This window comes from Plantibacter lichenum, assembly GCF_050587525.1.
In the GTDB taxonomy this organism is placed as follows: Bacteria; Actinomycetota; Actinomycetes; order Actinomycetales; family Microbacteriaceae; genus Plantibacter.
The window spans coordinates 93683-116990 of sequence record NZ_JBOBFT010000005.1 but is presented as its reverse complement, the minus strand read 5'-3'; the positions used below and the strand labels follow the sequence as shown (position 1 = coordinate 116990).

The window sequence follows — 23308 nt, the reverse complement described above, 5'->3', positions numbered from 1 at the left end:
GATGCCCACAGATTCCGACGGGCCGAACGACCGCGCCGTCGCAGCCCGCGCCGTCGCCACGAGCAGCTGCCGAGCCTCGATAGCATTGAGGGCGGGCCCCCGTAGCCCAACTGGCAGAGGCAGGCGACTTAAAATCGCCCGAGTGTGGGTTCGAACCCCACCGGGGGTACTCCTTCGCACAACATGACCGATGGTCCGATGCCCGCAGCGACGAGGCTCTGACCGTCCCTCACAACAGCAGCTCAGCGGATGCGCGGTGCGTCAGGACGGCTCGTCACGTGAGCGGTCGCTGCGATGAGAACCGCGCACGAGCTGCGTGACCGCAACGACGAGAGCGGCCACGAGCACGGCGAGCATCAGAGCCGATCGCACCGCGGCCGGCGTCGAGGAGAAGTCCACACCGAACACGACGAGCGCAACGATCGTCACACTCACGACGTACACGGCCCGATGCGCCCGCAGCCAATCGTTCAACCGGTCGAGCCAGGCGACTTCGTCCCACTCCCGAAATCCCATACCTCACCGTCGTCGCCGGCAGACGCATCGTCAGGGATCCGGTGAGATCGATCGCTGAGCGGCTCAATGCCGGCTGAACGCTGAACGGCCCACGACCGGCGGACAGCGATGTCAGCGAGTAGCACAGCGTCGACTGCGGTTCAAGCGTCGTCATCGGCAACGGGTGTCGATCTAGGCTGATCACATCGGATGGCGGGAACTTCTGAGAGTCGACTCGAGCGATGCCTCGAGGGCACGCACTGCGCGGTCGAAAACGCTCACGGCATCCGGAGGCGGCAGGTTCGGATCAGACCGAGCCCGCCGCCTCGCACTCAGATCGGTCACCCGCGCCGCTGGACAGCGATCGCCGCCTGCTCACACGCCGCTGTCGTGTGCGCCGCTCGGTACGGAGCCCACACGAGGGCGACGGTCATCGCTCCTGGAGAGCCAGCCGACCAGCGAGGAGGACGTAGGTCGCGGCGAACGTCCGACGCATCCAGGTGACGACTCGGGGCCGACTGATCACCGAAGCGCGCATGGCCGACGCGAAGACTCCGTACAGAGCGAACACGACGAGTGTCATCGCCATGAAGACGAGGCTGAGCCCACCCATGTGGAGCCACGCGTTGGGCTCATTCGCGTGCACGAACTGCGGGAGGAACGCGAAGAAGAAGATCGTCAGCTTCGGATTCAGCACGTTGATGAGGATCGCGGACCGGATGACCCGCCAGGATGACGCCGGCGCCGTCTGCTCGTCAGCGTCCATGGGGGACTTGTCCCGCCAGGTCTGCCAGGCGAGGAACAGGAGGTAGGCGACCCCGAGGTACTTGATGCTCTGGAACGCGATCGCGCTCGCGTTGAGAAGCGCTGCCAGACCGGTGATCGCAGCGACCATGTGCGGAATCACCCCAAGGGTGCAGCCGATGGCAGCCACGAAGCTGGCCTTGGTCCCACGAGAGATGCCCGCGGCGATCGTGTACAGCGCACCGGTGCCTGGAGTGGCGACGATGACCAGGGTAGTGAGGAGGAATGCAACAGTCATCGGTGCTCCGGGGTGAAGGGCCATCGGTGGTGATCAGGATGCTACGGCATCACCCCACCGAAGCACGGGGACTTGTGACCGCTCACCAGTGGGTGAGAGAATCCGGGCCCGAGGGAGAACCACCGCGTTTTCCGTCACACCACCGCGTTTCCGTCACTCGACGACGTCCTCCGTCACACCGGCGAGCACTGTCCCTTCGCGGACGCAGACGCGGAGCCATCCCGACGGAGCGGCACGTCAACCCCCTGCCGAGGATCCGGCTTCCCGCGTACGGTCGTTCATGGGGGTCGCATCCGCACGGCGGTTTGCGACCCAGTGCACACAGCGAGTGGACAAGGAGATGCAATGACGAAGCACGAGAACGATGAACGCTCACAGAATGCAGACGAACTTCCGGATGGATCCGGATCCGACGGCAGCCAGCCCAGTGACGGCGAAGACACGGCATCGGGCGGAGGCGCCGACGATGAGTGATCCCCGCCCCGACCACACGCCCAAGCCGGACGAAGTCGACCCGGAGCACGGAACAGAGCCCGACGGAACACCCGTCGAGAACCCCTCCGGACAGATCCTGGACGGCGAACGGGTCTTGGCACTCGCCTGACCTCATCGCTCGGTCGATCCGAGAGCGGCGAAAGCCGGGCAGACACCTCAGGTGTCTGCCCGGCTTTCTGCGTTCGCGACGTGCGCCTCCGGATCGGTCGCTTGTGCGGGCAGACCTTTTACGAGCGCCCCATGGAGCACCAGAGTCGCCAGGCGTAGGCTGCACCCATGTGTGGACGATTCGCTCTCGACAGCAGCACTGACGCCCTCATTCGCGAGTTCGTGGTCGCCGGGGGCGACTACAACGACTGGACACCTGCCTGGAACATCAGTCCGACGGACCCGGTCGCGGTGATCATCGAGACGCCTCGGCGTGACGGCGGGGACGACTCGGACGACTCGGACGGCTCGGACGGCTCGGACATCGAGTCGAACGAACGCGAGCTCGATGCAGCCGACCGCAACGCCGACCAGGAGTCGGACAGAGTGCGACGACTCGAAATCGCCCGATGGTCGTTGGTCCCGTCCTGGTCGAAAGAGCTGAAGATGAAGTTCCCGACCTTCAACGCACGCTCGGAGACGGCTGCGGAGAAGTCGATGTTCGCGGCATCGGTGAGGTCGAAACGCGCCATCATCCCCGCGACGGGCTACTACGAGTGGCGCACGGACCCCGACACGAACGTGAAGACGCCCTTCTTCATCCGTCCCGCCGACGGCGAACTGATGGCGATGGCGGGCCTCTACACGTGGTGGAAGGACCGGACCGCGACCGGTGACGACGACGGCTGGCGCCTCACCGCCACGATCCTCACGTCCGATGCCGTCGAGACGCTCGACCACATCCACGATCGCAATCCGGTCCCCATCCCGGAATCCTTCTGGGACGTCTGGCTCGACCCAACGGTCGTCGGTGATCAGGGCCTCGTCGACGAAGCCGTTCGAGCAGCGCTCCCCGTGGCTGAATCGCTCGAATGGTACGAAGTCGGCCCGGTCAAGGGCGACGGTCCGGAACTCATCGAACGACTGCGATAGCGCGTCGGAGAACCTCCGGACGCGTCAGTCAGATCTCCCACTCGGACCGATAGCTGCGGTCGAGCAGCGCTCCCGACAGTTCCGCGTGCACAGTCAATGTCTTCGCGAGGCGGTTCGTGCGTGATTCGACGAGGTCGCCTTCTGCCGTCCAATCCCGCTCGGAGACGTACGCGGTGTAGGGATTCACGATGCACTTGAAGTCGAGCATGAGCGAATTGGCGAGTTGCCCGGTCGCCATGTAGCTGTGGGGGAGGCCAGCTGCACAAACGAAGGTGACGACCTTGTCGAACCATGCGGCAGTTCGCACACCGTCACCGGTCGTTCCCGTCGCCTCGATCAGGTTCTTCACCGAACTCGCCGGAGCCCAGTTGTAGATCGGGAACGCGAGGACGACCCCGTCCGAGTGGCTGATGACGTCGTGCAAGCGAGTGAAAGCAGAACTCGTGAAGACCGCGTCGTTGTCGAATGCGGGGAGCGGATGGTCCACCAGGTCGACGAGCGGAGCAGTGTGCCCCGCCTCCGCAAGATATCGGGCCGACCGCTCCGCCAGTCGCCGACTGGCGCTCGACGGATCAAGGCTGCAGGAGATGACAGGAAGGGTGAGCGGAGGCACACTCGACGGTATCGCGCCGGACTCCCCGTCGGCATCGCCTCCGCGCGGGACGGGCCGCTCCCGTTCAGATGTCGAGCACGCCGCCGACGGCCTGGTCGACGGGAGGGAGCTTCGTCGCCAGATCCTCCCTGAGGTGCACGTCCGCGTACTCGCTTAGCTGCACCCGACCGGCGTCGTCGAAGACTCGGACCCGCCGACGTATCCGCGCATCGGGCCCCAGAGCGTCCGTCGCATGGGGATGGGCGAACACGACCTCGATGATCGTTCGGGGCCAATCGCCGACCGCCCGCACGACCGCGTTCGTGATCGAATGCGAACCGAAACCCGTCCCCTGCGATCCGTCCGGCGTCACGAGCGGTTCGAACAGCCGACGACCCGCAGTGACGGCTGCATCGATTGTCTCGGCGGGCAGATCGACGAGTGGCCATCGCGAACCGGGTACCCCGCTCAGATCGATGTCGGGAGCTGGCGGCTGCTGCCGGGAGCGATTCGCGATGTCGAGTACTTCGGCCATGTTCGCTTCCGTCACCTCGGTCACATCGCTGGGATCAAGATCATCGAAGCCGATCCTGGCGGGAAGGCGCTCGGACGATGGCAACCGGACGAGCACGACATCGCTCTGGCGTTTCTTCGACGAGAGCGAGTTCGGGATCGGCATCAACCCGGAACCGCCGGGCGTGCGGACCATCATCCGGACCGGCATGAATCCGGTGCTCCCGAGTCCGTCAACGGTCGAGACGACCATGATCGGCGCCGACCGCTCGAACAGGACCTCGACACCGCCGTCGGACACGGCATCAGCCGATGCTCCACCGACCGCTCGCACCATCATGATCGGCCGATCCCAGCCGAGCGTCCTCGTCGAACCGTCCACCGACTTCAGGGTGATGTCCCACGGCGCGGTCCACGCGTCCTCGTCGCGCGCTGCCCCGGAAGGACGCTCATCGATCCAGAGCGTCCTGTCCTCTGCGCCAACCACTCGGCCGGCGCCGACGTCGATCCAGTCGACGGAACCATCCACACCGATGCGAACGGCGGAGACAGCCCCGATATCGGGAGGAGGGCGGAGGAGTCCGGGATCAGTGACCTGGTAGATCACCCACACGCCGTTCGGCACAGCGATCAGCCGAGCGGACATCGCGATGATCGGTTGGGGCGCATCAGCCCACGTCACGAACCGGAGCCCGGTCCCTGCGCCGCCATCTGCGCCGCCCCCATCGTCGAGTGCCGCGACCGGGCGCTCCGCGTCCACGAAGAACGACGTCCCGTCGACGGTCTCACGGCGCAACGAATGCAGCAGGTCCGTCGGTGTCGGAGGGCGATCGCCACCCGGTTCAGGCAATTCGGCTTCGGGACGCATCCACCGACCCTACGCAGCCACGGCACGGAAGACCAGACTCACGAACTCCGAAGCGCCCGAAGATCGAACACCCACGCGTTGACGCGGATGGGATGCCCTTTCGGATACTCGAAGTCCTGCTCGCCCCGGAACACGAATCCTGCTCGCCGACAGAGCGCGTTGGACGCCGTGTTGTCGATCCGGGGGAACGCGACGACATCCGAGCGCTCCGGCTCGCCGTGCTCGGCCGCGTGGCGCAAACAGGCGGCGAGCGCTCGGCTCGCGATGCCACGCCCTTGGTGCGCGCTATGGATGCTCCACCCCGTCTCGTACACCGGCCGACCCTCCCACTCGGTCCTCCAGTAGCCGATCGATCCGACGGCCTCCGGCTCGCCTGCGACGACGATGCGGAACATCGACGCCTCGCCGGTCTCCCAGAACCGGAGGAACTTCGCGTGCCTCGCCATGACCTGCTCCGGCGACTCCGGACCGCCCAGATACACCGTCATCTCTGGAGTGTTGCTCCGCTCGATGACGATCTGGTCCGCAGGCCCCCAACGTTCGAGCGAGACCTGCACGTCCGGACGCGCTGCACCGGTAGATGCGCCTGCATCCTGGGGACCGGGCATGGACTGGTCGTCAGGATGCACGTGCTCAGAACGGTCGGACATGGCTGGAACGCTACGCTTCTCCTCCGACATGCGGAACAGGCGCATCAGGGCGGGACTTCGGAGGGCGACGCTGGCCGGGTGGATGACGGAGCGCTCCGTCATCATCAGGTTTCGTGGCGACGGCGCCGATCATCCGCATGAGCAGCACCGCAGTGATGGATCCTGCCGCGAGGATGCAGGCGAGCACAACGATCTGGAAGCGTCCGGCCTCCAGTGGCGACGCGCCACCGAAGATCGCACCGACGAACGCGCCGGGTAGGACCACGAGGCCGGTGGTCTTCGTTTGGTCGATCGAGGGGATGAGCGACGAGTGGATCGATTGCCTCGCCATCGACCTGGTCGCCTCGATCGGTCGCGCACCGAGTGCCAACCAGCCCTCGACCTCGTCCCAGCGACCGATGACCACGTGCCCGAAGGTCCTCCCCGCGAGCGTCGTGATGCTCATGGTGTTGCCGATGACGATGCCGGCCAGCGCGAGCACGTAGCGGGGGCTGAACTCCACGGCACCGAGGGCGAACACCGTGCCGAGCGCGACGATGATCCCGGCTCCCATGCACGCGATGATCTGGAGGATGGACGCGCCCCCGGAGCGGATCCGACGGTGCACAGTGACGGCCGCGGCCACGAACATCACCACCAGTGCCGCTGCGACGAGGTACGGATCACCGATGACTCCGGAGAGGATGAGGCTGAGGACGACCAACTGCAGGCTTCCGCGGAGGAGTGCCCAGAGCGGTGCCGTCGGGCTCGGGGCGCCGGACCATCGCAGCATCACGATCGTGACGCCGGCGAGGACGACGACGGCGATGACCGTGGGAATCACCGCCGTCGAAACCCCTGCAGACCACCAGTCCATATCGACCGACACTAGTCCACAGATGTTGGGTTCGGAGCTTCGATCTGCCCTGGTGGTCGGCTGATTTCCGGCCGTTCCGGAGCCATGGGAACCCGGTGGAACGACCGGTTGCCAATCCACCCCCATTCGCGGCACAACTTCGTGTTCGCGACACGCGCGACACGACCCCCGAAGGGCAGCGCGCGCTCGTCGTTTCCGCTACCTTCGTCTGAGGGCGTCCCCCGTGAGCCGGTCGCCCGAGCCTCTCTGAGTGCTTGTGCGTCGACCGGTAGCTAGACGCCTCAGTGGGGGCGAGATATTCGGGTTATCTCGCCCCCACGCCCCATTCGGCGGAGTGATCCCACGATCCTGCGGGATCTGAGGCGCGCAGACCCGGGTATCGTGGGACCGTGCAGCAGATCACTCCGCTCGACCTGAGCAAGCTCGACCAGCCCGTCATCATCGATGTCCGCGAGACGAATGAAGTCGAAGCGGCGGCCGTGGAGGGCGCGACCCACATCGCCATGTCATCGTTCCTCGATCACATCGGGGAAGTGCCGCGCGAGGAGACGGTCTACGTGCTCTGCCACTCCGGCGGACGAAGCGCCCAGGTCACCCAGTACCTCGAACAGCAGGGCTATGACGCCGTGAACATCGTCGGCGGCATCACCGAGTGGGCCGCGAGCGGCCTGCCCGTCGTCCGTCCATAGCGATCCGGAGCTAGCCTGCCTGCTCGAGCATCGGGCGGAGATACCTCGTCCACGCCCACGCTGTGGCGCCCACGGCTGCGAAGATCAGGACGACGATCACGACCGACGTCAGATCGGCCGCAGACCCCGCCGCAGTGATCGCAGGTCCGAGGAGGCCGAAGAGGAGTGTGAACGCGGCGAGGGCCGTGAGCGACCACACGCTCCGAGACCACCGGAACACGGCGAGTCCGCCGAGCGAGCCGATGGGCAACAGGGCGATCGCGGCCGAGCCGATCCCGGCCATCGCGGTGACGTTGACGACTTCCGCGACGAAGGACTGGGCAGCCCCCACGGGTTCAGCCATCACGGCGGACACGAGCCAGGCGAGCGCACCGATCGCGGCAGCGGCACTGATGCGCACCTGTGCGAGCCGTCCGGCGATCGCGAGATCGGCAGCGGGGGAGTCCTCCACCTCGGTCGGCGCCTTGACCGGCCGCGCCTCGGCGATGAGGCCGAACAGCAGCGCTGGCTGCAACCCGAGGAACCGCGAGAGCATCGAGACGGCGCCCACCGTGAGGATCCATCGAGGCGCGGGACTGATCTGCAGAGGTCCGAGTCGTCCGAAGTGCGCGAGGAGGAACTGGGCCCCGACCGCGACCGTGTTCACCAGGACGATGGCGGCGAGCGAGGCGCCCCAGAGGCGCAGGTACGCCGGCTGCCCCTCCACCGGATGTGCGAGGATCACGAACCCCGACGCGAGCACAGCGGTCGTGACGGCCACGATGACCGTGCTCGGGGGCCCCAGACGGGGCGCCGACTCGAACTCGGAACGGGAGCGATTGCGTCCCGTGAGCGGTGCGCGGCGAGCGGCGAACGCAGCACGAAGCGCAGGACCGACACTCGACGCCAGCATGCGCGTCGGGATCGCGATGAGCAGGAGGGCGGCGAGGGCGAGCAGTACCGCGACCCACCAGACGGGCTGGCCGCGTCCGTCCGCGGAACCAGCGAGCGTCGCCGTGAACGGTGTCGCACTCGCCCACGGTCCTGTGCCGCCACCGCCGCCGCCGAACGACGGCGCCGGGCCGGAGGCGTCGGGCCGACCTGTCTGCGAGGGCGACGGAGCTGGCGATGCTCCAGGCGTTCCCGGTGCCGGAACCACGGGAGCCGCCGACGTCGGTCCGGGCGTGGGAGTCGGCGAAGCCGTGCTCGGTGGCGCGTACCGGAGGGTGAATGCTGCGCTCGCGCCACTCGTGTTGCCAGCGAGGTCCTGCTGGATCGCGAGGACGAGATGCGGTCCCTCCGGGACGCCGGAGCCCTGGCAGCTCCACTGGCCGCCGGTGACCACGGCGCTGCAGACGGAGGTGCTGTCGGCGAAGACCGTGACGGTTGCGCCGTCCTCTCCCGTGCCCGTGTAGCTCGACGGGCCGAGCGGCATGAGTGTTCCGACCACGGGGCTCGTGATGACGGGGGCGGCAGGGGCGTCGCGGTCGATCATGACGGTGATCGGTGCGGAGGTGGCCGACCGCTTGCCGTTCGTGAACGGAGCGCTCTGGGTGGCGGTGATCGTGTGCCGACCGGAGGAGAGTCCCTCGCCGAGGACGCAGAACCAGCTGCCGGAGGCATCGGCCGGGAAGGAGCAGCTGGAACCGTCGTCAGCGGTGGCCGTGACGATGGCGCCCGGGTAGCCCGTCCCGCGGACTCCGCCGTTCGTGACGTCGGTGGGGGAGATGACGGGAGCGCTGAGCGACGAGACGGTGAGCTGTGTCGTGAGGGTGTCGCCGAGGCCGGTCTGCGCGGCACGGATGACGATCCCCGGGCCGTCGGAGACGGAGATCGAGCACTCCCAGCTCGTGCTGTCATCGGCGTCCACGATGCACACCGGCTCTCCGGAGGAGCCGATCAGGAGTTGGATGCCGGCACCCTGCGCCTTCGTGCCCCTGACGGTCAGCCGGCCGTCGTCGGTGAAGGCGCCGTCCTCGGGGGAGGTGATGGTGGGCGGTTCCGTTGGCGGGACCGATGGCGTCTGCGTCGGCGTCGCGGAGCCTCCGGGTGCCGGATCCGGTGAATCCGAGGGCTCGGCGGCAGGTGGCTGGATGCCGGTGTCCACCGAGCCGGCAGGGGCGCTGGCGAGAGGTGATGCTGCAGCCGCTGCGGCTCCCGGACCGGTGAACGCGAGCGCTGCGACGACCATCGTGAGGAGGACTCCGGTGGCGAGGGATCCGAGGAGCTTTTCGCTCATTGTTCCGGCCCCGAGGACCGCTCGACGCCCGGTCGACCGTGTCGACCGGACTCCTCGCTCGTCTCGCGTCGTCCCCTGCACCGTGCTTCCATTCCCCCAAAGCGAGGGGGCAAAGTCAACCTCCTCGGCCCGGTGTCGGGGGATTCACGGGCAATCTGGTGCGAAATCGGCTCTGATCGTGCATACTTACCGCACTGGGTCATTTGACCCAGTCGGCCCGACGTCATCGCCGACGACGGGACCTGACCCGCTGGCGGGCACCACCGGAGGTGGTCGGTGACGAGGATCCCCGCGTCGGAACGTCGACAGGCGCTCGTGCGTGCAGCACTTCGGGTCGTGGCGGCCGGGGGAGTCTCCGCCGCGACCACCCGCGCCATCGTCGCAGAAGCGGGCATGTCCCTCGCGAGCTTCCACTACGCCTTCGCCTCGCACGACGAGCTCATGACCGAACTCATCTCGCACGTCGTCGCGGAGGAACGGGTCGTCCTTCCCGCCGACACCGTGACGGAAGGCGACCTCCGCGACCTCGTTCGGGGTGGCCTGCAACGGTACTTCGAGTCGATGCGCGCCGACCCCGGTCGGGAGGCGGCGATGCTCGAACTCACCTACTACGCCCTCCGCACGCCCGGCCTCGAACACCTCGCGGCCGAGCAGTACCGCCGATACTCCGAACTCTCCGCCGAAGCGCTCGAAGCTGCGGCCCGCCTCTCCGGCTGGCAGTGGCAGCGCCCCATCGACGAGATCGCCCGCCTCGCCGTCGTGTTCAGCGACGGCGTGACCGTGTCGTGGCTCGTGCACCATGACGAACGCGTGGCCGAGGAACTCCTCGACCACGCGGCCGACTTCCTCACCTCCCTCGCTTCCCCCGCTGGACGGAGCACCGATGACCATGGCTGATGCAGCAACGACGGGCGCCGAACGGCGGGTGACGGGCCGATGGGTCGCCGCCTTCGCCATGGCCTGGCTCGGCATCTGGATGGCGCAGCTCGGCCCCATCCAACTCCTCCTTCCCGCGCAGATCGACGAGCAGCTCCACCCCGACCACTGGATCGAGAGCGTCGTCGCCTTCGGCGTCGTGTCCGGCATCGCCGGCCTGTGCTCGGTCATCGCCTACCCGCTGACGGGCGCGCTCTCGGACCGCACCCGCTCACGGTTCGGGCGCCGTCGCCCCTGGATCGCCTCCGGCGCGGTCGTCTTCGCCGTCGGACTCATCCTGCTCGGCCTGCAGCAGGACATCATCGGGATCGGCGTCTGGTGGTGTGTGGCGATCATCGGCTTCTGCGTCCTCGGTGCGGCCCTCACTGCAACGATCTCCGACCAGGTGCCCGTCGGCCAGCGCGGATTCGTCTCCGGTTGGATCTCGGCGCCGCAGGCCGTCGGAGCCATCCTCGGCATCGCCCTCGTGCTCCTCCTCGCGACCGACCGCTTCTTCGGCTACTCAGCGCTCGCCGTCCTGTTGCTCATCCTCGTGATCCCGTTCCTGCGGTTGCCCGATCCGCTCCCGCCGGCATCGGTCGTCGCACCGCTGTCCGCGAAAGGGCTCATCGAGAGCCTCTGGATCTCGCCCAGGAAGTACCCGGACTTCGGCTGGACGATGCTCAGCCGCGTCTTCGTGAACTTCGGCAACGCCTTCAGCACCTCGCTCCTCTTCTACTTCCTGCTGTTCGGTCTGGGGGACAAGGAAGCGGAGACCGACCTCCTGCTCGTCACGATCGTGTACACGGTCTTCGTCGTCCTGGCGTCCCTCGTGCTCGGACGGGCCTCGGACCGATCGGGCCGCCGCAAGCCGTTCGTGGTCGCGGCGGCCGGCTCGCAGGCGCTCGCCGCACTGCTCCTCGCGATCTGGCCGTCGCTCCCGATGGGCTTCTTCGCCGCCGCCCTCATCGGTCTCGGCTACGGCTGCTTCATGTCCGTCGACCAGGCCCTCGCCACGCAGGTGCTTCCCGGCCCGGCGTCGCACGGCAAGGACCTCGGCATCATGAACATCGCCCAGGCCGTGCCGCAGGCCATCGCCCCGCTCGCCGGAGCGCTCGTCGTCGCTGCGCTCGGCGGATTCGCCGGCCTTTACTTCCTCTCCGCGCTGTGCGCCGTCGCCGGAGCCCTGTCCGCCCTCAAGGTGAAAGCAGTCAACTGATGACCATCGAACTCTCCGCCGCGGGCAACGCCACCGTGCCGGCGCCCTGGCGTGATCCGCGCCGATACTGGGGCGGCCTCACGACGGCGACGCAGACGATCGACTCGCCCGTCGCGGTCCTGCACCTCGGGGCACTCCGGTACAACACGCACGACATGCTGCGGAGAGCCGGCGGGAAGCCCATCCGGGTGGCGAGCAAATCGATCCGGGTGCGCGGCGTCGTCGATGCGCTGCTCCGGCAGCCGGGATACGCAGGCGTCCTGGCGTACACGCTCACGGAAGCCCTCTGGCTGTCCGAGACGATCGACGACATCGTCGTGGGGTACCCGACCGCGGAACGCAATGCGATCGAGCGCCTCGCCAGTTCGTCAGAAGCCGCATCGCGCATCACCCTCATGATCGACTCGATCGAGCACCTCGATCTCATCGATGCCGTGCTCGCTCCGTCGGCCCGGGAGGCCATCCGGATCTGCATCGAGCTCGACGCATCGTTCCAGGCCCCCGGCCTCGGCCACATCGGCGTGCGGCGCTCGCCGCTCAGGACGCCGGACGAGGTCAGGGCGTTGGCGGAGGTCGTGCTCGCACGGCCGGGCTTCACCCTCGTCGGCATCATGGCGTACGAAGCGCAGATCGCGGGCCAGGGCGACGATGTGGAAGGTCGGCCGGGCTGGTCCGCGGTCCTGCGCGGCATCCAGAAACGCTCGTGGGCCGAGCTGCGCGAGCGCCGTGCCGCGGTCGTCGAGGAGGTGCGGTCGATCGCCGAGCTCGAGTTCGTCAACGGCGGCGGGACGGGATCGCTCGAACTCACGGGCTCCGACGACTCGGTCACGGAGATCGCGGCCGGCAGCGGCATCTTCGGAGGTCACCTCTTCGACAACTACCGTCGGTTCACCCCGGCGCCTGCCGCGGCCTTCGGGCTGTCCGTCGTCCGCAAGCCGACGCCGGGCTTCGCGACCGTGCTCGGCGGGGGATGGGTGGCGTCGGGCCCTCCAGGACTCGATCGGCTGCCCAAGATCGCCTGGCCGGAGGGCATGACGATGCTGCCGCGCGAGATGGCAGGCGAGGTCCAAACGCCCCTTTCGGGCGATGCAGCGGCCGCCCTCCGACTCGGCGACCGCGTCTGGTTCCGACACACGAAGTCCGGAGAACTGAGCGAACGCATCGACGAGTTCCACGTCGTGGACGGCGACCGCATCGTCGACGTGCTGCCCACCTACCGGGGTGAGGGGAAGGTGTTCCTGTGACGGCGACGGGCGCCGTCTGGCGGAACTGGGCGAGGACTGAGCACGCGAAACCGATCCGTGTGGAACGTCCATCGTCGATCGGCGCCGTCCAGCGGGCCGTGCGTGCCGCCGCGGGCGCGGGACTGCCGATCAAGGCCGTCGGCGCCGGACACAGCTTCACGGGCATCGCCGTAGCACCGGGCGTCCTGCTCGAACTCGATGATCTGCAGGGGCTCGTGAGCGTCGACCGGGAACGGTCGCGCGTGACGCTGCTCGCGGGCACCCGTCTCCACGCGATCCCACGGCTCCTCCGCCCCTACGGGCTCGCGATGGCGAACCTCGGCGACATCGACCGGCAGTCGATCAGCGGTGCGATCTCGACCGGTACGCACGGGACCGGCACGACGTTCGGGGGCATCGCCACCCAGGTCGTCGGCATCACCCTCGTGACCGCCGACGGGGAACTCCTGACGGCTGACGAGCACGAGCACACGGAACTGCTCCCGGCGCTCGCGCTCAGCCTCGGCGCCCTCGGCATCATCGTCTCCGTCACCCTCCAGTGCGTCCCGGCGTTCGTGCTCGAAGCCGTCGAACGACCGGAACCGCTCGAACCGCTGCTCCCGACCCTGCTCGACCGCGCCGCCGCGGCTGACCACTTCGAGTTCTACTGGTTCCCGCACACCGAGACGGCGCTCACGAAGACGAACACCCGCCTGGCCGGCGACGCACCGCGCAGCCCGATGCCGCCGGTCCGGCGCTGGGTCGACGACACCGCCATCGCGAACGGCGCGTACCGCGTGCTCTGCAACACGGGACTCGTCGCACCGAAGCTCATCCCGCGCATCAACCGCCTCGCCGACCGGGTGACGGGCAACCGCAGCTTCACCGACCACTCGACGAACGTCTTCACGACGAGTCGAACGGTCCGGTTCCAGGAGATGGAGTACGCGATCCCCGCCGAGCACGTGCCCGAAGCCTTCCGACGGGTGCGCGAGCTCATCGAGGAACGCGGTTGGAACATCTCCTTCCCCATCGAGGTGCGCTTCGCCGCCGCCGACGACCTCTGGTTGTCGACCGCGTCCGGTCGCCCGTCCGGGTACATCGCCGTGCACCGCTTCTTCCGTGAGAACACGACGCAGTACTTCGGAGCGGTCGAGGAGATCATGATGGAGTACGGAGGACGTCCGCACTGGGGCAAGATGAACAGCCGCACGGCCGAGTCGCTCCGCACGGTGTACCCGCGGTTCGACGAGTTCGTGGCGCTGCGGGACCGTCTCGACCCGGGTCGGCTCTTCGCGAACGACTACCTCCGGCGCGTCCTGGGGGAGTGATGGGGATGAGCGGCGTGGTGCGCCCGGGTGAGTACCAGTGGTGAGCAGCTTCCTCAGGGAGTCCGTCGTCGGAGGGTGAGCGACCCGAGTGTCACGGCTCCGACCGACCACGCGAGGATGATCAGCACCTGACCCATGACGTACGCGTCGTCCTCCGCACCCGTCACGACGGCGTTGAGCGCGTCGATGGCGTGGGTGAGCGGCAACCAGGTCGCGATGGCTTCGAGCACACTCGGCAGCTGATCGGTGGGCAGGAAGAGCCCGCCGAGCAGCACCTGCGGGAAGACGAGCAGCGGCATGAACTGGACGACCTGGAACTCGGTTGCGGCGAACGCGCTCGCGAGGAGACCCAGCGTCGTGCCGAGGAGCGCATCGCACACCGCGACGAGCACCATCAGCCCGGTGGATCCGGCGATGTCCAGTCCGCACACCCAGACGGCGAATCCGACGGTGATCGCCGCTTGCAGCACGGCGAGCAGCCCGAACGCGAGCGTGTACCCGAGGATGAAGTCCCCGCGACCGAGCGGCAGGCTCAGGAGCCGTTCGAGCGTGCCGGAGCGGCGCTCCCGGAGCGTCGCGATCGACGTCACGAGGAACATGACGATGAACGGGAACAGAGCGATGACGGCCGGCCCGATCCGTTGGAACACGTCGGTGTCGGAGAAGATCCAGGAGATGAGGCCGACGAGCAGACTCGGCACGACGAGCAGCAGCACGATCGTGCGCGGGTCGTGCGCGATCTGCCGGAGGACCCGCGCGGCCGTCGCGAACGTGAGGCGGGGGTTCACCGTGCACCCCTGTCGTTGTCGTCGACAGTGGTGTCATCGTTGTCGACATCGTTGTCGTTGTCGTCTCCATGCCGCGGCGCATCGGCGTGGTGCTCGCGGGGACCATCGCCCCGGATGACGCGCAGGAACGCCGTCTCCGCGTCGACCGCACGCGTCGTCTCCAGCAGCCGGGTGGGCGTCTCGTCGGCGAGGATCCGTCCCTCCCTCATGAGAAGCAGACGATCGCAGCGCACGGCCTCGTCCATGACGTGGCTCGACACGAGGAGGGCGGTGCCTGTCGCGGCGAGCGTGTGGAAGAGCTCCCAGAGCTGCACGCGGAGCACGGGATCGAGACCGACCGTCGGTTCGTCCAGGACGAGCAGCTCCGGTTCGCCGAGGAGTGCGGCCGCGAGCGAGACGCGGTTGCGCTGACCGCCGGAGAGGTTCGCGGCCAGCCGCCCCGCCTCCGCGACCAGGTCCGTCTGCTCGAGCACACAGTCGACCAGTGCCCGGTCCGCACCGACCACGCGACGGAAGTAATCGAGGTTCTGCCGCACGGTCAGGTCGTCGTAGATGCTCTCGAGCTGCGTCATGTACGCGACGCGCCTCCGCAACGACCGATGCCCGGCAGGCGCTCCCAGCACCGAGAGCGTTCCGCGCACGCCGCGTTGCACCCCGACGATCGAACGCATGAGCGTCGTCTTGCCGCACCCGCTCGGCCCGAGCAAGCCGACCACGCTGCCGCGCGGCACTGTGAACTCGAGCCCGTGGAGGACGTCTGCGCGTCCACGGCGGACGCTGAGCCCGGAAACCTCGACCGCCGGCTGCGACGGTGCAGCATGTCTCGTCATGTGATGCATTATTCGCGCGTCGGACCTCGTTGCATAGGGGTGCGCGAGCCGCTCGTGCGGTCCGTCGACGGCTGCACGGCGGCCGGATGCTTGCTGCGGGGTTCCTGCGAAGCATCCGGGAACCCCCACCAGCTCGCAGTACAATATGGCGACCTGCACCACCCGAGCCGCAAGGAGCCCCACCCCATGGAATGGCTGATTCCAGTCCTCATCGTCGTCGCCCTGGTCGTCATCATCGGCATCTACTTCTGGGCGACCTACAACTCGCTCGTCACGCTCAACGTGCGCGTCGACGAAGCCTGGAGCGACATCACGGTGCAGCTGAAGCGTCGTGCCGACCTCATCCCCAACCTCATCGAAGCGGTCAAGGGCTACGCGGCCCACGAGAAGTCCGTCTTCGAGAATGTGACGAAGGCCCGCGCAGAGACGTTGAGCGCGCAGGGTCCTGCGCAGGTCAGTGAAGCCGAGAACCACATGCAGCAGGCCCTCAAGAGCATCTTCGCGGTCGCCGAGGCGTACCCGCAGTTGCAGGCCAGCCAGAACTTCCTGCACCTCCAGTCGGAGATCGTCGACACGGAAGACAAGATCCAGGCATCGCGCCGCTTCTACAACGGCGGCGTCCGCGAGCTCAACACCAAGATCAAGGTCTTCCCGAACAACCTGTTCGCCCGCGGCCTCGGGTTCAGCGCCCGTGACTTCTTCGAGGTCACGGACAACGCCGCGATCGCGGAACCTCCTCGCGTCCAGTTCTGATCCACGCGCTCGCAGCGCCGAGCAGATGACCGGGGCGTGACGCCCCGGTCATCCTCGTACCCGGACACCCGAACCAGCACCCATCCACACCCGTACAGCCCCTAGACCCTCCAGGAAAGCCCTCCCATGTATCGCGCGATCGCCAAGAACAAGTTCAACACGGTGGTCATCTTCATCGTGTTCCTCGTGATCATCGGCGGCCTGGGCTGGCTCGCGGGGTCCATCTACCAGAGCCCGACGATCACGATCGTGGTGCTCGTCGTCGCCATCGGCTATGCACTCCTGCAGTACTTCTTCGCGGGTCGTCAGGCCATAGCGATGAGCGGTGCGCAGCGCATCGAGAAGGCGGACAACCCGCGGCTGTACCGGGTGGTGGAGAACCTCGCGATCACGACCGGCATCCCCATGCCGGAGGTGTACATCATCAACGACCCGGCCCCCAACGCCTTCGCGACGGGACGGGACCCGGAACACGCGATGGTCGCGGCGACCACGGGCCTGCTCGAGATCATGAACGACTCGGAACTGGAAGGCGTGATGGCCCACGAACTCGGCCACGTGCAGAACTACGACATTCGGGTGTCGATGGTCGTCTTCGGCCTCGTCGTCGCGATCGGCTTCCTGTCGGACGTGCTGCTGCGCATGACGATCTGGGGCGGCGGCAACCGGAACAACAACAACGGCGGCAACCCCGTCATGCTCGTCCTCGGCATCGTCGCGATGCTCGTCGCGCCGCTCCTCGCGACACTCGTGCAACTTGCGATCTCTCGTCAGCGCGAGTACCTGGCCGATGCGACCGGCGCTCTCACGACCCGCCACCCTGAAGCGCTCGCGAGCGCCCTCGGCAAGCTCGCCACCTACGGACGCCCCATGGCGAAGCAGAACTCGTCCATGGCGCACCTGTGGATCTCCGACCCGCTGAAGCCCGGCGCGGTCGCTCGCCTGTTCAGCACGCACCCGCCGCTCGTCGAGCGCATCAAGCGACTCTCCACGATCGGCAGCGGCTTCTAGTCAGCGCGATGCGCTCGCGGCACAGGCCCGCGCTCGGCGGGCCTGCGCCGCGCCAGTGCACTACTCGTCGAAGGTGACGGTGACCTTGTCGTCCTTGTCGATCGTGATCGTTCCACTGAACGACAGGTACGTCGCCGAAAGCGACTGCGTCTCGACCGGACGGCCGTAGCGCGAGGCGTCGAAGGTCGCATCGATCTGACCGTCGCTCGTGTAGAACGAGGTCCCCGAGCCGTTCACGTTGACGGTGGGCGGCGAGGTGAGCTTCCACGTGACGGGACCGACGTTCGTGAACGCGGTCTGCTGCCACGACGGCATCGCCTCACACGTCGTGTCGAGCGTGTTCACCGAGATGCACTTCTCGAGCATCGAGACGACCTGCTTCTGCACCTCGGAGGAGAGGGCGTCGGTCGGCTTGATCTCGAGGTCGACGAACGCGGAGCCGCCGCCAGCCGAGAAGGAGGTCAGGGCCACGTCCTGCGCCTTGCCCGTGAGGTACTTGCTCTCCGGTGCGGCGACGGCGTAGACGGCCGGGTACGCGAGCAGTGTCTGATCCGAGGACGCCTCGACCGTGACGCCGTTGACGCTGACGCTCGATCCTGCGTTGCCGGAGTAGACGGAGATGCCGCCGACGAGCGGGCTGTCGATCTCCCAGTCGTCGAAGAACACGGCCTGCTTGCCCGTGCGGTCGAGCTGCACGGTGTCGCGGTAGGACTTGCCGTCGAGCTTGTAGCGCACCTCCACGGTGGCCTTGTCGCCGTAGACGGCGGTGCGGCTGACGGTCTGGTTCGTGATCCGCTTGTCGGCGGCCTTCAGGACCTCGTTCGTGAGGAGGGCCCTCGGGTCGCCCGTCGCATCGTCTCCGGACGTGGAACCGTAGCGGTCCAGGAACGACTTGTCCGGGGAAGCGATCTGGTTCGCGGTCTTGGCGTCACCGGCGGCGATGGCGTCGAGGTACTTCTGCACCTGCCCGCCCGGACCGTAGACGGTCGTGTTGACGGTCGAGATCGTGATGGCGGCTGCTGCGATCAGGACGAGCGCGCCACCGGCGATCGACGACCACAGGATGATCCGCTTCTTGAGCTTCGGGTCCATCGGCGCCTTGGGAGCGGCGGTCGCGTAGGGATTCTGTGCCGTGGCGTAGGGATTCTGCTGTCCCGTGGCGTAGGGGTTCTGTGCGGTGGCGCCGTAGGGCTGCTGTGGCTGCGTGCCGTACGGGGCCGGCTGCTGGGCGCCGGGCTGCTGGGACGGTGCACCGTAGGGCTGCTGGGCAGGGGCGCCGTAGGGCTGCTGGGGTGCGAGGGGCTGCTGGCCCGTGGGCTGAGCCGGCGGCTGGCCGGGCTGCTGCGGCGTGACGTGCGGCTGGCCGGCAACGGGTGGGACGACCGGCGACTGCTGCGGCTGCTGCGAGTCGGCGGCCGATGGCGTCTGCGGCGCGGTCGCCGGCTGGTCCGGCCGTGCTGCCTGGTCGTGCTGCGCTGCCTGATCTTGCTGCGCTGCCTGATCCGCCTGCGCTGCTGATGTCGGCTGTGGCTGTGCTGTCTGTTCTGGCTGTGCTGACTGCTCCGGCTGTTCGCTCTGCTCGGGCGTCGGGTCGTCGGTGCTCACGGGGCTACTCCTCGATCGGGACTGAAGTGCCCCAAGCTAGCAGTCAGTCGAGCTCGTCCGCGGCGTTTTCCGCTTCTGCGGCATGGGGAGTGGTACCCATACCCCCGTCCGGGAGTGTTTCGGCACCCGGCCCTGCGAGCGGAGTGCTGAGGGGCACCCCGAGGGCTGCAGCGAGGGGGCCGGCGAGCGTTCCCCGGTCCGCGACGACGACTCCGTCGAGCCCCTGCCAGGCGGCGGTCCGTTCGAGCAGCCGCGCGAGACGGTGTGCCACCTCGTCCCGTGCGAGCGGCGGGGTGGCTCGCCCCGTGAAGAGCCGAGGGTCCGCCTCCTGCTCCAACCAGGACGCCTGCACCCGGAGGACGCCTGCCTGCCGATCGCTCTTGAGGTCCACCCGAGCGGCGATCGCGTCGTCGAGGAGCACGGGCAGGACGTAATAGCCGAAGACGCGTTTCGGGGCCGGCGTGTAGATCTCGATTCGGTAGTGGAGGCCGTACATCCGCAACGCGCGCTCACGGAACCAGACGACGGGATCGAAGGGACTGAGGAGCGCGTCGGCCTCGATCCGGCGGGGACGTTTGGCGTCCCGGTGGATCCACGCTGCCTCCGGCACCCCTCGACGGTCCCATCCGGGAACGGTGACGGGTTCGAGCTCGCCGGCGTCGACGAGCTCCTCGATGGCGCGCCTGACCTCCGTCTTGGGCTTGATGCGGAAGTAGTCGGCGAGGTCTGGCAGCGTGGCGATGCCGTGCGCGGCGGCGGATCGGCGGACGAGCTCGCGGATCGCGTCCTCACGACTCACGTCACGGCCGAGGAGTTCCTCGTCGAGCACCTGCTCGGGGAGGGCGTAGCGGCGCTCGAAGCGGTCGCGGCCCGCCGTGACGACGTCACCGTGACGGAAGAGCGTCTCCAGGGCGCGTTTGACGTCCGACCAACCCCACCACGGCCCTTGCCGGACGTTGGCGTCGTGTTCGATCTCGCTCGCTCGCAGTGGACCCTTCTCCCGGAGCTCGTCGAGGACCCACTGCAGCATCGCGGGGTTCTGAGCGGCCCAGCCGGACTCGTCGGCGAAGTCGTTCCGGCGATTGGCCTCCATGCGCCAGCGGAAGAGCGGCCAGGCGTCGCGCGGGATGAACGCCGCTTCATGGGCCCAGTACTCGAGGTAGGGCGCACGCTTCCTGACGGTGAGCTTGTCGAGGACGTCCTTGTCGTAGGCGCCGAGCCGCGCGAACAGTGGAAGGTAGTGGCTGCGTTCGAAGACGTTGACGGAGTCGATCTGCACGAGCCCGAGGCGGTCGATCGTCGAGCGCAGCGCGCGGCTCCCCGGCGCGCTCGTCGGGGTGCGGCCGCCGAAGCCCTGCGCGGAGAGGGCGATACGTCTGGCCAGTTGCGGAGTGATCGTCTCGGACATCGATCCGACGCTAACACCGCCCGCCGACATCGCCGCCCCGGACGCGACCGGCGGCACCCGTGCACGCGTGAGGGGAGGCCGATCGAGCCGTCTCCGACGATATGCCCGCTCGGGCATGCGTCGGCCATACACTTGACGGGTGGCGGACGACACTCCGAAGACCTGGTGGGGCCGGCTTCTGCCTGACCCGACCACCGAACGACGACCGGCCGAGGATCCCTCGGTCACTCGCGGCATGCGCACGGCCGCCGCCTGGTCGTGGCGGATCCTCGTGGTCGCTGCGGCCGTCGCGCTGCTCATCTTCATCATCGTGCAGCTCCGGCTCATCGTCATCCCGCTGCTCATCGCCATCCTCGTCTCGGCGCTCCTGACGCCCGTCGTGTCCTTCCTCGTGCGCCATCGCTGGCCGAGGGGCCTCGCGGTCGCCGCAGCCATGCTCGGGGCGATCGCCGTCGTCTCCGGGCTCCTGTACCTCGCGATCTCACAGATCTACGCGCAGTTCGACTCGGTCAAGGACCGCAGCCTCGGTGCGTTCGACGACTTCAAGCAGTTCCTCCTCGACAGCCCGATGCACATCACCGAGGCGCAGCTGAACGACTTCGTCGGGCAGGTCTGGAACTCCGTCCAGGAGGACGGCCAGGTGCTCGTGAGCGGGGCGCTGTCCCTCGGATCGACGCTCGGACACGTGGCGACGGGCCTCTTCCTCAGCCTCTTCTGCCTCCTGTTCATCCTCATCGACGGCAAGACGATCTGGCGCTGGACCGTCCGCGTCTTCCCGAAGCGGGCGAGGCCCGCCGTCGACGGCGCCGGTCAGGCGGGTTGGACGACGCTCGGCAACTACGCACGCACGCAGATCCTCGTCGCCACGATCGACGCCGTCGGCATCGGACTCGGCGCGTTCCTCCTCGGCGTTCCGCTCGCCATCCCCGTCGCCGTCCTCGTCCTCCTCGGCTCCTTCGTGCCGATCATCGGTGCGGTCGTGACGGGCGCCGTGGCGGTGTTCCTCGCCCTCGTCTACAACGGTCCCTTCATCGCGCTGCTCATGCTCATCGTCGTGCTGGCCGTGCAACAGATCGAGGGGCACGTCCTGCAACCGCTCATCATGGGCACGGCCGTCAAGGTGCACCCGCTCGCCGTGGTCCTCGCGGTCGCGGGCGGCACCATGGTCGCGGGCATTCCAGGGGCGCTCTTCGCCGTCCCCGTCGTCGCCGTGTTCAACGTCATGGTGCACTACATCTCGAGCGGCGTCTGGCGAACACCCGACGCCCTTCCGGCAGCCTTCAGCGTGGATGGCATCTGGCACACCGTCCCCGCACACAGACCCGGTTCCAAGAAAGCCCAGGTACCAGACCCACATGACTGATCAGACCCACACGAACGACCAGCGCGTCGTCGACAGCTTCCCGGGTCCCTCGTTGGCTGCATTCGAACGCGCCCGTGAGACGCTCGCCGGGACGGTGCAGGCGACGCCGATGGAGAGCTCACGCTACCTGTCCGACGTCCTCGGCGCGGACGTGCACCTCAAGTGCGAGAACCTGCAGCGCACGGGCTCGTACAAGATCCGCGGCGCCTACAACCGCATGGCCGCCTTGTCCGCCGAGGAGCGGGCGCGCGGCGTCGTGGCGGCCTCCGCCGGCAACCACGCGCAGGGCGTCGCCTTCGCGGCGCGCGAGCTCGGCATCAAGGCCACGATCTTCATGCCGCTCGGTGTGCCGCTGCCCAAGCTCTCGGCAACCCGCGACTACGGCGCCGATGTCGTCCTCGGCGGCCACACCGTCGCAGAGCCGCTCATCGCCGCGGCCGAATTCGCGGCGGAGACCGGCGCCATCCTCATCCCGCCGTTCGACCACATCGACGTCATCGCGGGTCAGGGCACGCTCGGCCTCGAGATCTTCGACGAGGTCCCCGACGTGCAGACCGTGATCGTCCCGATCGGTGGCGGAGGCCTCATCTCGGGTGTCGCCGGCGCGCTCAAGCAGCGTGCGGCGCTCGAAGGCCGCACGATCCGGATCATCGGCGTGCAGGCCGCGAACGCCGCCGCCTACCCGCCCTCGCTCGAAGCCGGCGAACCCGTCAACGTGACGGTCCAGCCGACGATCGCGGACGGCATCGCGGTCGGTCGTCCCGGCACGCTCAACTTCGACATCATCAGCAAGCTCGTGGACGAGGTCGTGACCGTGACGGAGGACGATCTCGCGAAAGCGATCGTCGTCCTGCTGGAGCGCGCGAAGCTCGTCGTCGAACCGGCCGGTGCAGCAGGTGTCGCGGCGATCCTCGCCGGGAAGATCGTTCCGGAGGGCACGACGGTCTCGATCCTCTCGGGCGGCAACATCGACCCGCTCCTCCTCCAGAAGGTCGTCAGCCACGGGCTCGCGGCCTCCGACCGCTACCTCACGCTCCGCATTCCGTTGCCGGATCGCCCGGGCCAGTTGGCGCGCACGGCCGAACTCGTCGCCCAGGCGAACGCGAACGTCATCGAGGTCCTGCACACGCGTCACGGGCACGGCCTCCAGATCAGCGAGGTCGAACTGGAACTGAGTGTGGAGACGCGCGGACCGGACCACCGCGACCTCGTCGTCCAGACGCTCCGCGAAGCCGGCTACGACCCGCAGATCGTCGACGACTGAGCAGGTCGGCGCCCGTCTCACACGAAGAAGCCCTCCCGCTGCCTGCATGCAGGCAGTGCGGGAGGGCTTTCGTCGTCAGGACGTGCCTGCGAAGCACGTT

The 23308-nt window shown here is 68.0% G+C and carries 23 protein-coding genes and 1 tRNA gene; 13 read left to right on the top strand and 11 right to left on the bottom strand.

The annotated features are described in order from the left end of the window. The first annotated feature begins 95 nt into the window (after positions 1 to 95). Positions 96 to 169, top strand: a tRNA-Leu gene (locus tag ACQ3HB_RS08730). Between the two features lie 92 nt (positions 170 to 261). Here ACQ3HB_RS08730 and ACQ3HB_RS08725 read toward each other — a convergent pair. After that, entirely contained in the window at positions 262 to 516 is a 255-nt protein-coding gene (locus tag ACQ3HB_RS08725; RefSeq protein ID WP_430919553.1) for a hypothetical protein, read from the bottom strand. 409 nt (positions 517 to 925) lie between these two features. Next, the gene (locus tag ACQ3HB_RS08720; protein ID WP_430919551.1) at positions 926 to 1537 is read right to left on the bottom strand and encodes a LysE family translocator; all 612 of its coding nucleotides are present in this window, start codon (positions 1535 to 1537) and stop codon (positions 926 to 928) included. A gap of 345 nt (positions 1538 to 1882) precedes the next feature. Between ACQ3HB_RS08720 and ACQ3HB_RS08715 the strand changes: the two genes are divergently transcribed. From ACQ3HB_RS08715 to ACQ3HB_RS08705, 3 genes are all read left to right on the top strand, one after another. Next, complete coding sequence (locus tag ACQ3HB_RS08715; RefSeq protein WP_430919549.1) at positions 1883 to 2011, top strand: hypothetical protein; 129 nt, start codon at positions 1883 to 1885, stop codon at positions 2009 to 2011. Next, a complete protein-coding gene (locus ACQ3HB_RS08710) occupies positions 2004 to 2141 on the top strand; it encodes a hypothetical protein (RefSeq protein WP_430919547.1) in 138 nt (45 codons plus the stop codon). Before ACQ3HB_RS08715 ends, ACQ3HB_RS08710 begins: the two co-directional genes overlap by 8 nt. A 167-nt stretch (positions 2142 to 2308) precedes the next feature. Beyond that, a complete protein-coding gene (locus ACQ3HB_RS08705; protein ID WP_430919545.1) occupies positions 2309 to 3112 on the top strand; it encodes an SOS response-associated peptidase in 804 nt (267 codons plus the stop codon). A 28-nt stretch (positions 3113 to 3140) separates the two neighbouring features. Here ACQ3HB_RS08705 and ACQ3HB_RS08700 read toward each other — a convergent pair whose 3' ends face one another. From ACQ3HB_RS08700 to ACQ3HB_RS08685, 4 genes are all read right to left on the bottom strand, one after another. Beyond that, entirely contained in the window at positions 3141 to 3725 is a 585-nt protein-coding gene (locus tag ACQ3HB_RS08700; protein WP_430919543.1) for an NADPH-dependent FMN reductase, read from the bottom strand. 64 nt (positions 3726 to 3789) lie between these two features. Beyond that, positions 3790 to 5085 (bottom strand): hypothetical protein, encoded by a 1296-nt coding sequence (locus ACQ3HB_RS08695; RefSeq protein WP_430919541.1) that lies wholly within the window; start codon positions 5083 to 5085, stop codon positions 3790 to 3792. Positions 5086 to 5123: 38 nt separating this feature from the next. Then, a complete protein-coding gene (locus ACQ3HB_RS08690) occupies positions 5124 to 5735 on the bottom strand; it encodes a GNAT family N-acetyltransferase (RefSeq protein ID WP_430919539.1) in 612 nt (203 codons plus the stop codon). A gap of 10 nt (positions 5736 to 5745) precedes the next feature. Further along, complete coding sequence (locus ACQ3HB_RS08685) at positions 5746 to 6591, bottom strand: ABC transporter permease (protein WP_430919538.1); 846 nt, start codon at positions 6589 to 6591, stop codon at positions 5746 to 5748. A 389-nt stretch (positions 6592 to 6980) separates the two neighbouring features. Between ACQ3HB_RS08685 and ACQ3HB_RS08680 the strand changes: the two genes are divergently transcribed. Next, complete coding sequence (locus tag ACQ3HB_RS08680; protein ID WP_430919536.1) at positions 6981 to 7280, top strand: rhodanese-like domain-containing protein; 300 nt, start codon at positions 6981 to 6983, stop codon at positions 7278 to 7280. 10 nt (positions 7281 to 7290) lie between these two features. Here the strand turns inward: ACQ3HB_RS08680 and ACQ3HB_RS08675 are convergent, their stop codons facing one another. Beyond that, entirely contained in the window at positions 7291 to 9498 is a 2208-nt protein-coding gene (locus ACQ3HB_RS08675) for a hypothetical protein (protein ID WP_430919534.1), read from the bottom strand. 276 nt (positions 9499 to 9774) lie between these two features. On the opposite strand from ACQ3HB_RS08675, the gene ACQ3HB_RS08670 reads away from it, so the two are divergent. From ACQ3HB_RS08670 to ACQ3HB_RS08655, 4 genes are read left to right on the top strand one after another with little or no spacing between them, the layout of a single operon-like run. Then, positions 9775 to 10395: a TetR/AcrR family transcriptional regulator gene (locus ACQ3HB_RS08670; protein ID WP_430919532.1), complete on the top strand. Its 621-nt coding sequence runs from the start codon at positions 9775 to 9777 to the stop codon at positions 10393 to 10395. Further along, positions 10388 to 11632 carry an MFS transporter gene (locus ACQ3HB_RS08665; protein WP_430919530.1) on the top strand — a complete coding sequence of 415 codons (1245 nt, stop codon included), beginning with the start codon at positions 10388 to 10390 and terminating at the stop codon, positions 11630 to 11632. Before ACQ3HB_RS08670 ends, ACQ3HB_RS08665 begins: the two co-directional genes overlap by 8 nt. After that, positions 11632 to 12876: an amino acid deaminase/aldolase gene (locus ACQ3HB_RS08660; RefSeq protein ID WP_430919529.1), complete on the top strand. Its 1245-nt coding sequence runs from the start codon at positions 11632 to 11634 to the stop codon at positions 12874 to 12876. The genes ACQ3HB_RS08665 and ACQ3HB_RS08660 overlap by 1 nt, the downstream gene beginning before the upstream one ends. Next, positions 12873 to 14186 carry a D-arabinono-1,4-lactone oxidase gene (locus tag ACQ3HB_RS08655; RefSeq protein ID WP_430919528.1) on the top strand — a complete coding sequence of 438 codons (1314 nt, stop codon included), beginning with the start codon at positions 12873 to 12875 and terminating at the stop codon, positions 14184 to 14186. The genes ACQ3HB_RS08660 and ACQ3HB_RS08655 overlap by 4 nt, the downstream gene beginning before the upstream one ends. Before the next feature lie 53 nt (positions 14187 to 14239). Here ACQ3HB_RS08655 and ACQ3HB_RS08650 read toward each other — a convergent pair whose 3' ends face one another. Continuing rightward, a complete protein-coding gene (locus tag ACQ3HB_RS08650; RefSeq protein ID WP_430919526.1) occupies positions 14240 to 14974 on the bottom strand; it encodes an ABC transporter permease in 735 nt (244 codons plus the stop codon). Continuing rightward, the gene (locus ACQ3HB_RS08645; protein ID WP_430919525.1) at positions 14971 to 15804 is read right to left on the bottom strand and encodes an ABC transporter ATP-binding protein; all 834 of its coding nucleotides are present in this window, start codon (positions 15802 to 15804) and stop codon (positions 14971 to 14973) included. Before ACQ3HB_RS08645 ends, ACQ3HB_RS08650 begins: the two co-directional genes overlap by 4 nt. A gap of 186 nt (positions 15805 to 15990) precedes the next feature. Here ACQ3HB_RS08645 and ACQ3HB_RS08640 point away from each other — a divergent pair, with 186 nt between their 5' ends. Next, positions 15991 to 16557, top strand: coding sequence for a LemA family protein (locus ACQ3HB_RS08640; RefSeq protein ID WP_430919524.1), 567 nt, complete (start codon positions 15991 to 15993; stop codon positions 16555 to 16557). Between the two features lie 126 nt (positions 16558 to 16683). After that, entirely contained in the window at positions 16684 to 17568 is an 885-nt protein-coding gene (locus ACQ3HB_RS08635; RefSeq protein ID WP_430919523.1) for a M48 family metalloprotease, read from the top strand. 60 nt (positions 17569 to 17628) lie between these two features. Here ACQ3HB_RS08635 and ACQ3HB_RS08630 read toward each other — a convergent pair whose 3' ends face one another. Together ACQ3HB_RS08630 and ACQ3HB_RS08625 are read right to left on the bottom strand one after the other, a co-directional pair. Beyond that, positions 17629 to 19173, bottom strand: a complete 1545-nt coding sequence (locus ACQ3HB_RS08630) for a zinc ribbon domain-containing protein (protein WP_430919522.1) — start codon at positions 19171 to 19173, stop codon at positions 17629 to 17631. A gap of 43 nt (positions 19174 to 19216) precedes the next feature. Further along, on the bottom strand, positions 19217 to 20581 hold the full coding sequence (locus ACQ3HB_RS08625) for a winged helix-turn-helix domain-containing protein (RefSeq protein WP_430919521.1): 1365 nt from the start codon (positions 20579 to 20581) through the stop codon (positions 19217 to 19219). 139 nt (positions 20582 to 20720) lie between these two features. Here ACQ3HB_RS08625 and ACQ3HB_RS08620 point away from each other — a divergent pair, with 139 nt between their 5' ends. Both ACQ3HB_RS08620 and ilvA read left to right on the top strand, forming a co-directional pair. Continuing rightward, a complete protein-coding gene (locus ACQ3HB_RS08620) occupies positions 20721 to 21944 on the top strand; it encodes an AI-2E family transporter (protein ID WP_430919520.1) in 1224 nt (407 codons plus the stop codon). Then, entirely contained in the window at positions 21937 to 23208 is a 1272-nt protein-coding gene (gene ilvA / locus ACQ3HB_RS08615; protein ID WP_430919518.1) for a threonine ammonia-lyase, read from the top strand. The genes ACQ3HB_RS08620 and ilvA overlap by 8 nt, the downstream gene beginning before the upstream one ends. Positions 23209 to 23308: the final 100 nt, after the last annotated feature.

Excerpts from the sequence above, each read along its gene's own strand:
- ACQ3HB_RS08725 (WP_430919553.1), bottom strand. The coding sequence starts at position 516 with ATGGGATTTCGGGAGTGGGACGAAGTCGCCTGGCTCGACCGGTTGAAC.
- ACQ3HB_RS08720 (WP_430919551.1), bottom strand. The coding sequence starts at position 1,537 with ATGACTGTTGCATTCCTCCTCACTACCCTGGTCATCGTCGCCACTCCA.
- ACQ3HB_RS08715 (WP_430919549.1), top strand. The coding sequence starts at position 1,883 with ATGACGAAGCACGAGAACGATGAACGCTCACAGAATGCAGACGAACTT.
- ACQ3HB_RS08710 (WP_430919547.1), top strand. The coding sequence starts at position 2,004 with ATGAGTGATCCCCGCCCCGACCACACGCCCAAGCCGGACGAAGTCGAC.
- ACQ3HB_RS08705 (WP_430919545.1), top strand. The coding sequence starts at position 2,309 with ATGTGTGGACGATTCGCTCTCGACAGCAGCACTGACGCCCTCATTCGC.
- ACQ3HB_RS08695 (WP_430919541.1), bottom strand. The coding sequence starts at position 5,085 with ATGCGTCCCGAAGCCGAATTGCCTGAACCGGGTGGCGATCGCCCTCCG.
- ACQ3HB_RS08690 (WP_430919539.1), bottom strand. The coding sequence starts at position 5,735 with ATGTCCGACCGTTCTGAGCACGTGCATCCTGACGACCAGTCCATGCCC.
- ACQ3HB_RS08685 (WP_430919538.1), bottom strand. The coding sequence starts at position 6,591 with ATGGACTGGTGGTCTGCAGGGGTTTCGACGGCGGTGATTCCCACGGTC.
- ACQ3HB_RS08675 (WP_430919534.1), bottom strand. The coding sequence starts at position 9,498 with ATGAGCGAAAAGCTCCTCGGATCCCTCGCCACCGGAGTCCTCCTCACG.
- ACQ3HB_RS08665 (WP_430919530.1), top strand. The coding sequence starts at position 10,388 with ATGGCTGATGCAGCAACGACGGGCGCCGAACGGCGGGTGACGGGCCGA.
- ACQ3HB_RS08660 (WP_430919529.1), top strand. The coding sequence starts at position 11,632 with ATGACCATCGAACTCTCCGCCGCGGGCAACGCCACCGTGCCGGCGCCC.
- ACQ3HB_RS08645 (WP_430919525.1), bottom strand. The coding sequence starts at position 15,804 with ATGACGAGACATGCTGCACCGTCGCAGCCGGCGGTCGAGGTTTCCGGG.
- ACQ3HB_RS08640 (WP_430919524.1), top strand. The coding sequence starts at position 15,991 with ATGGAATGGCTGATTCCAGTCCTCATCGTCGTCGCCCTGGTCGTCATC.
- ACQ3HB_RS08635 (WP_430919523.1), top strand. The coding sequence starts at position 16,684 with ATGTATCGCGCGATCGCCAAGAACAAGTTCAACACGGTGGTCATCTTC.
- ACQ3HB_RS08625 (WP_430919521.1), bottom strand. The coding sequence starts at position 20,581 with ATGTCCGAGACGATCACTCCGCAACTGGCCAGACGTATCGCCCTCTCC.
- ilvA (WP_430919518.1), top strand. The coding sequence starts at position 21,937 with ATGACTGATCAGACCCACACGAACGACCAGCGCGTCGTCGACAGCTTC.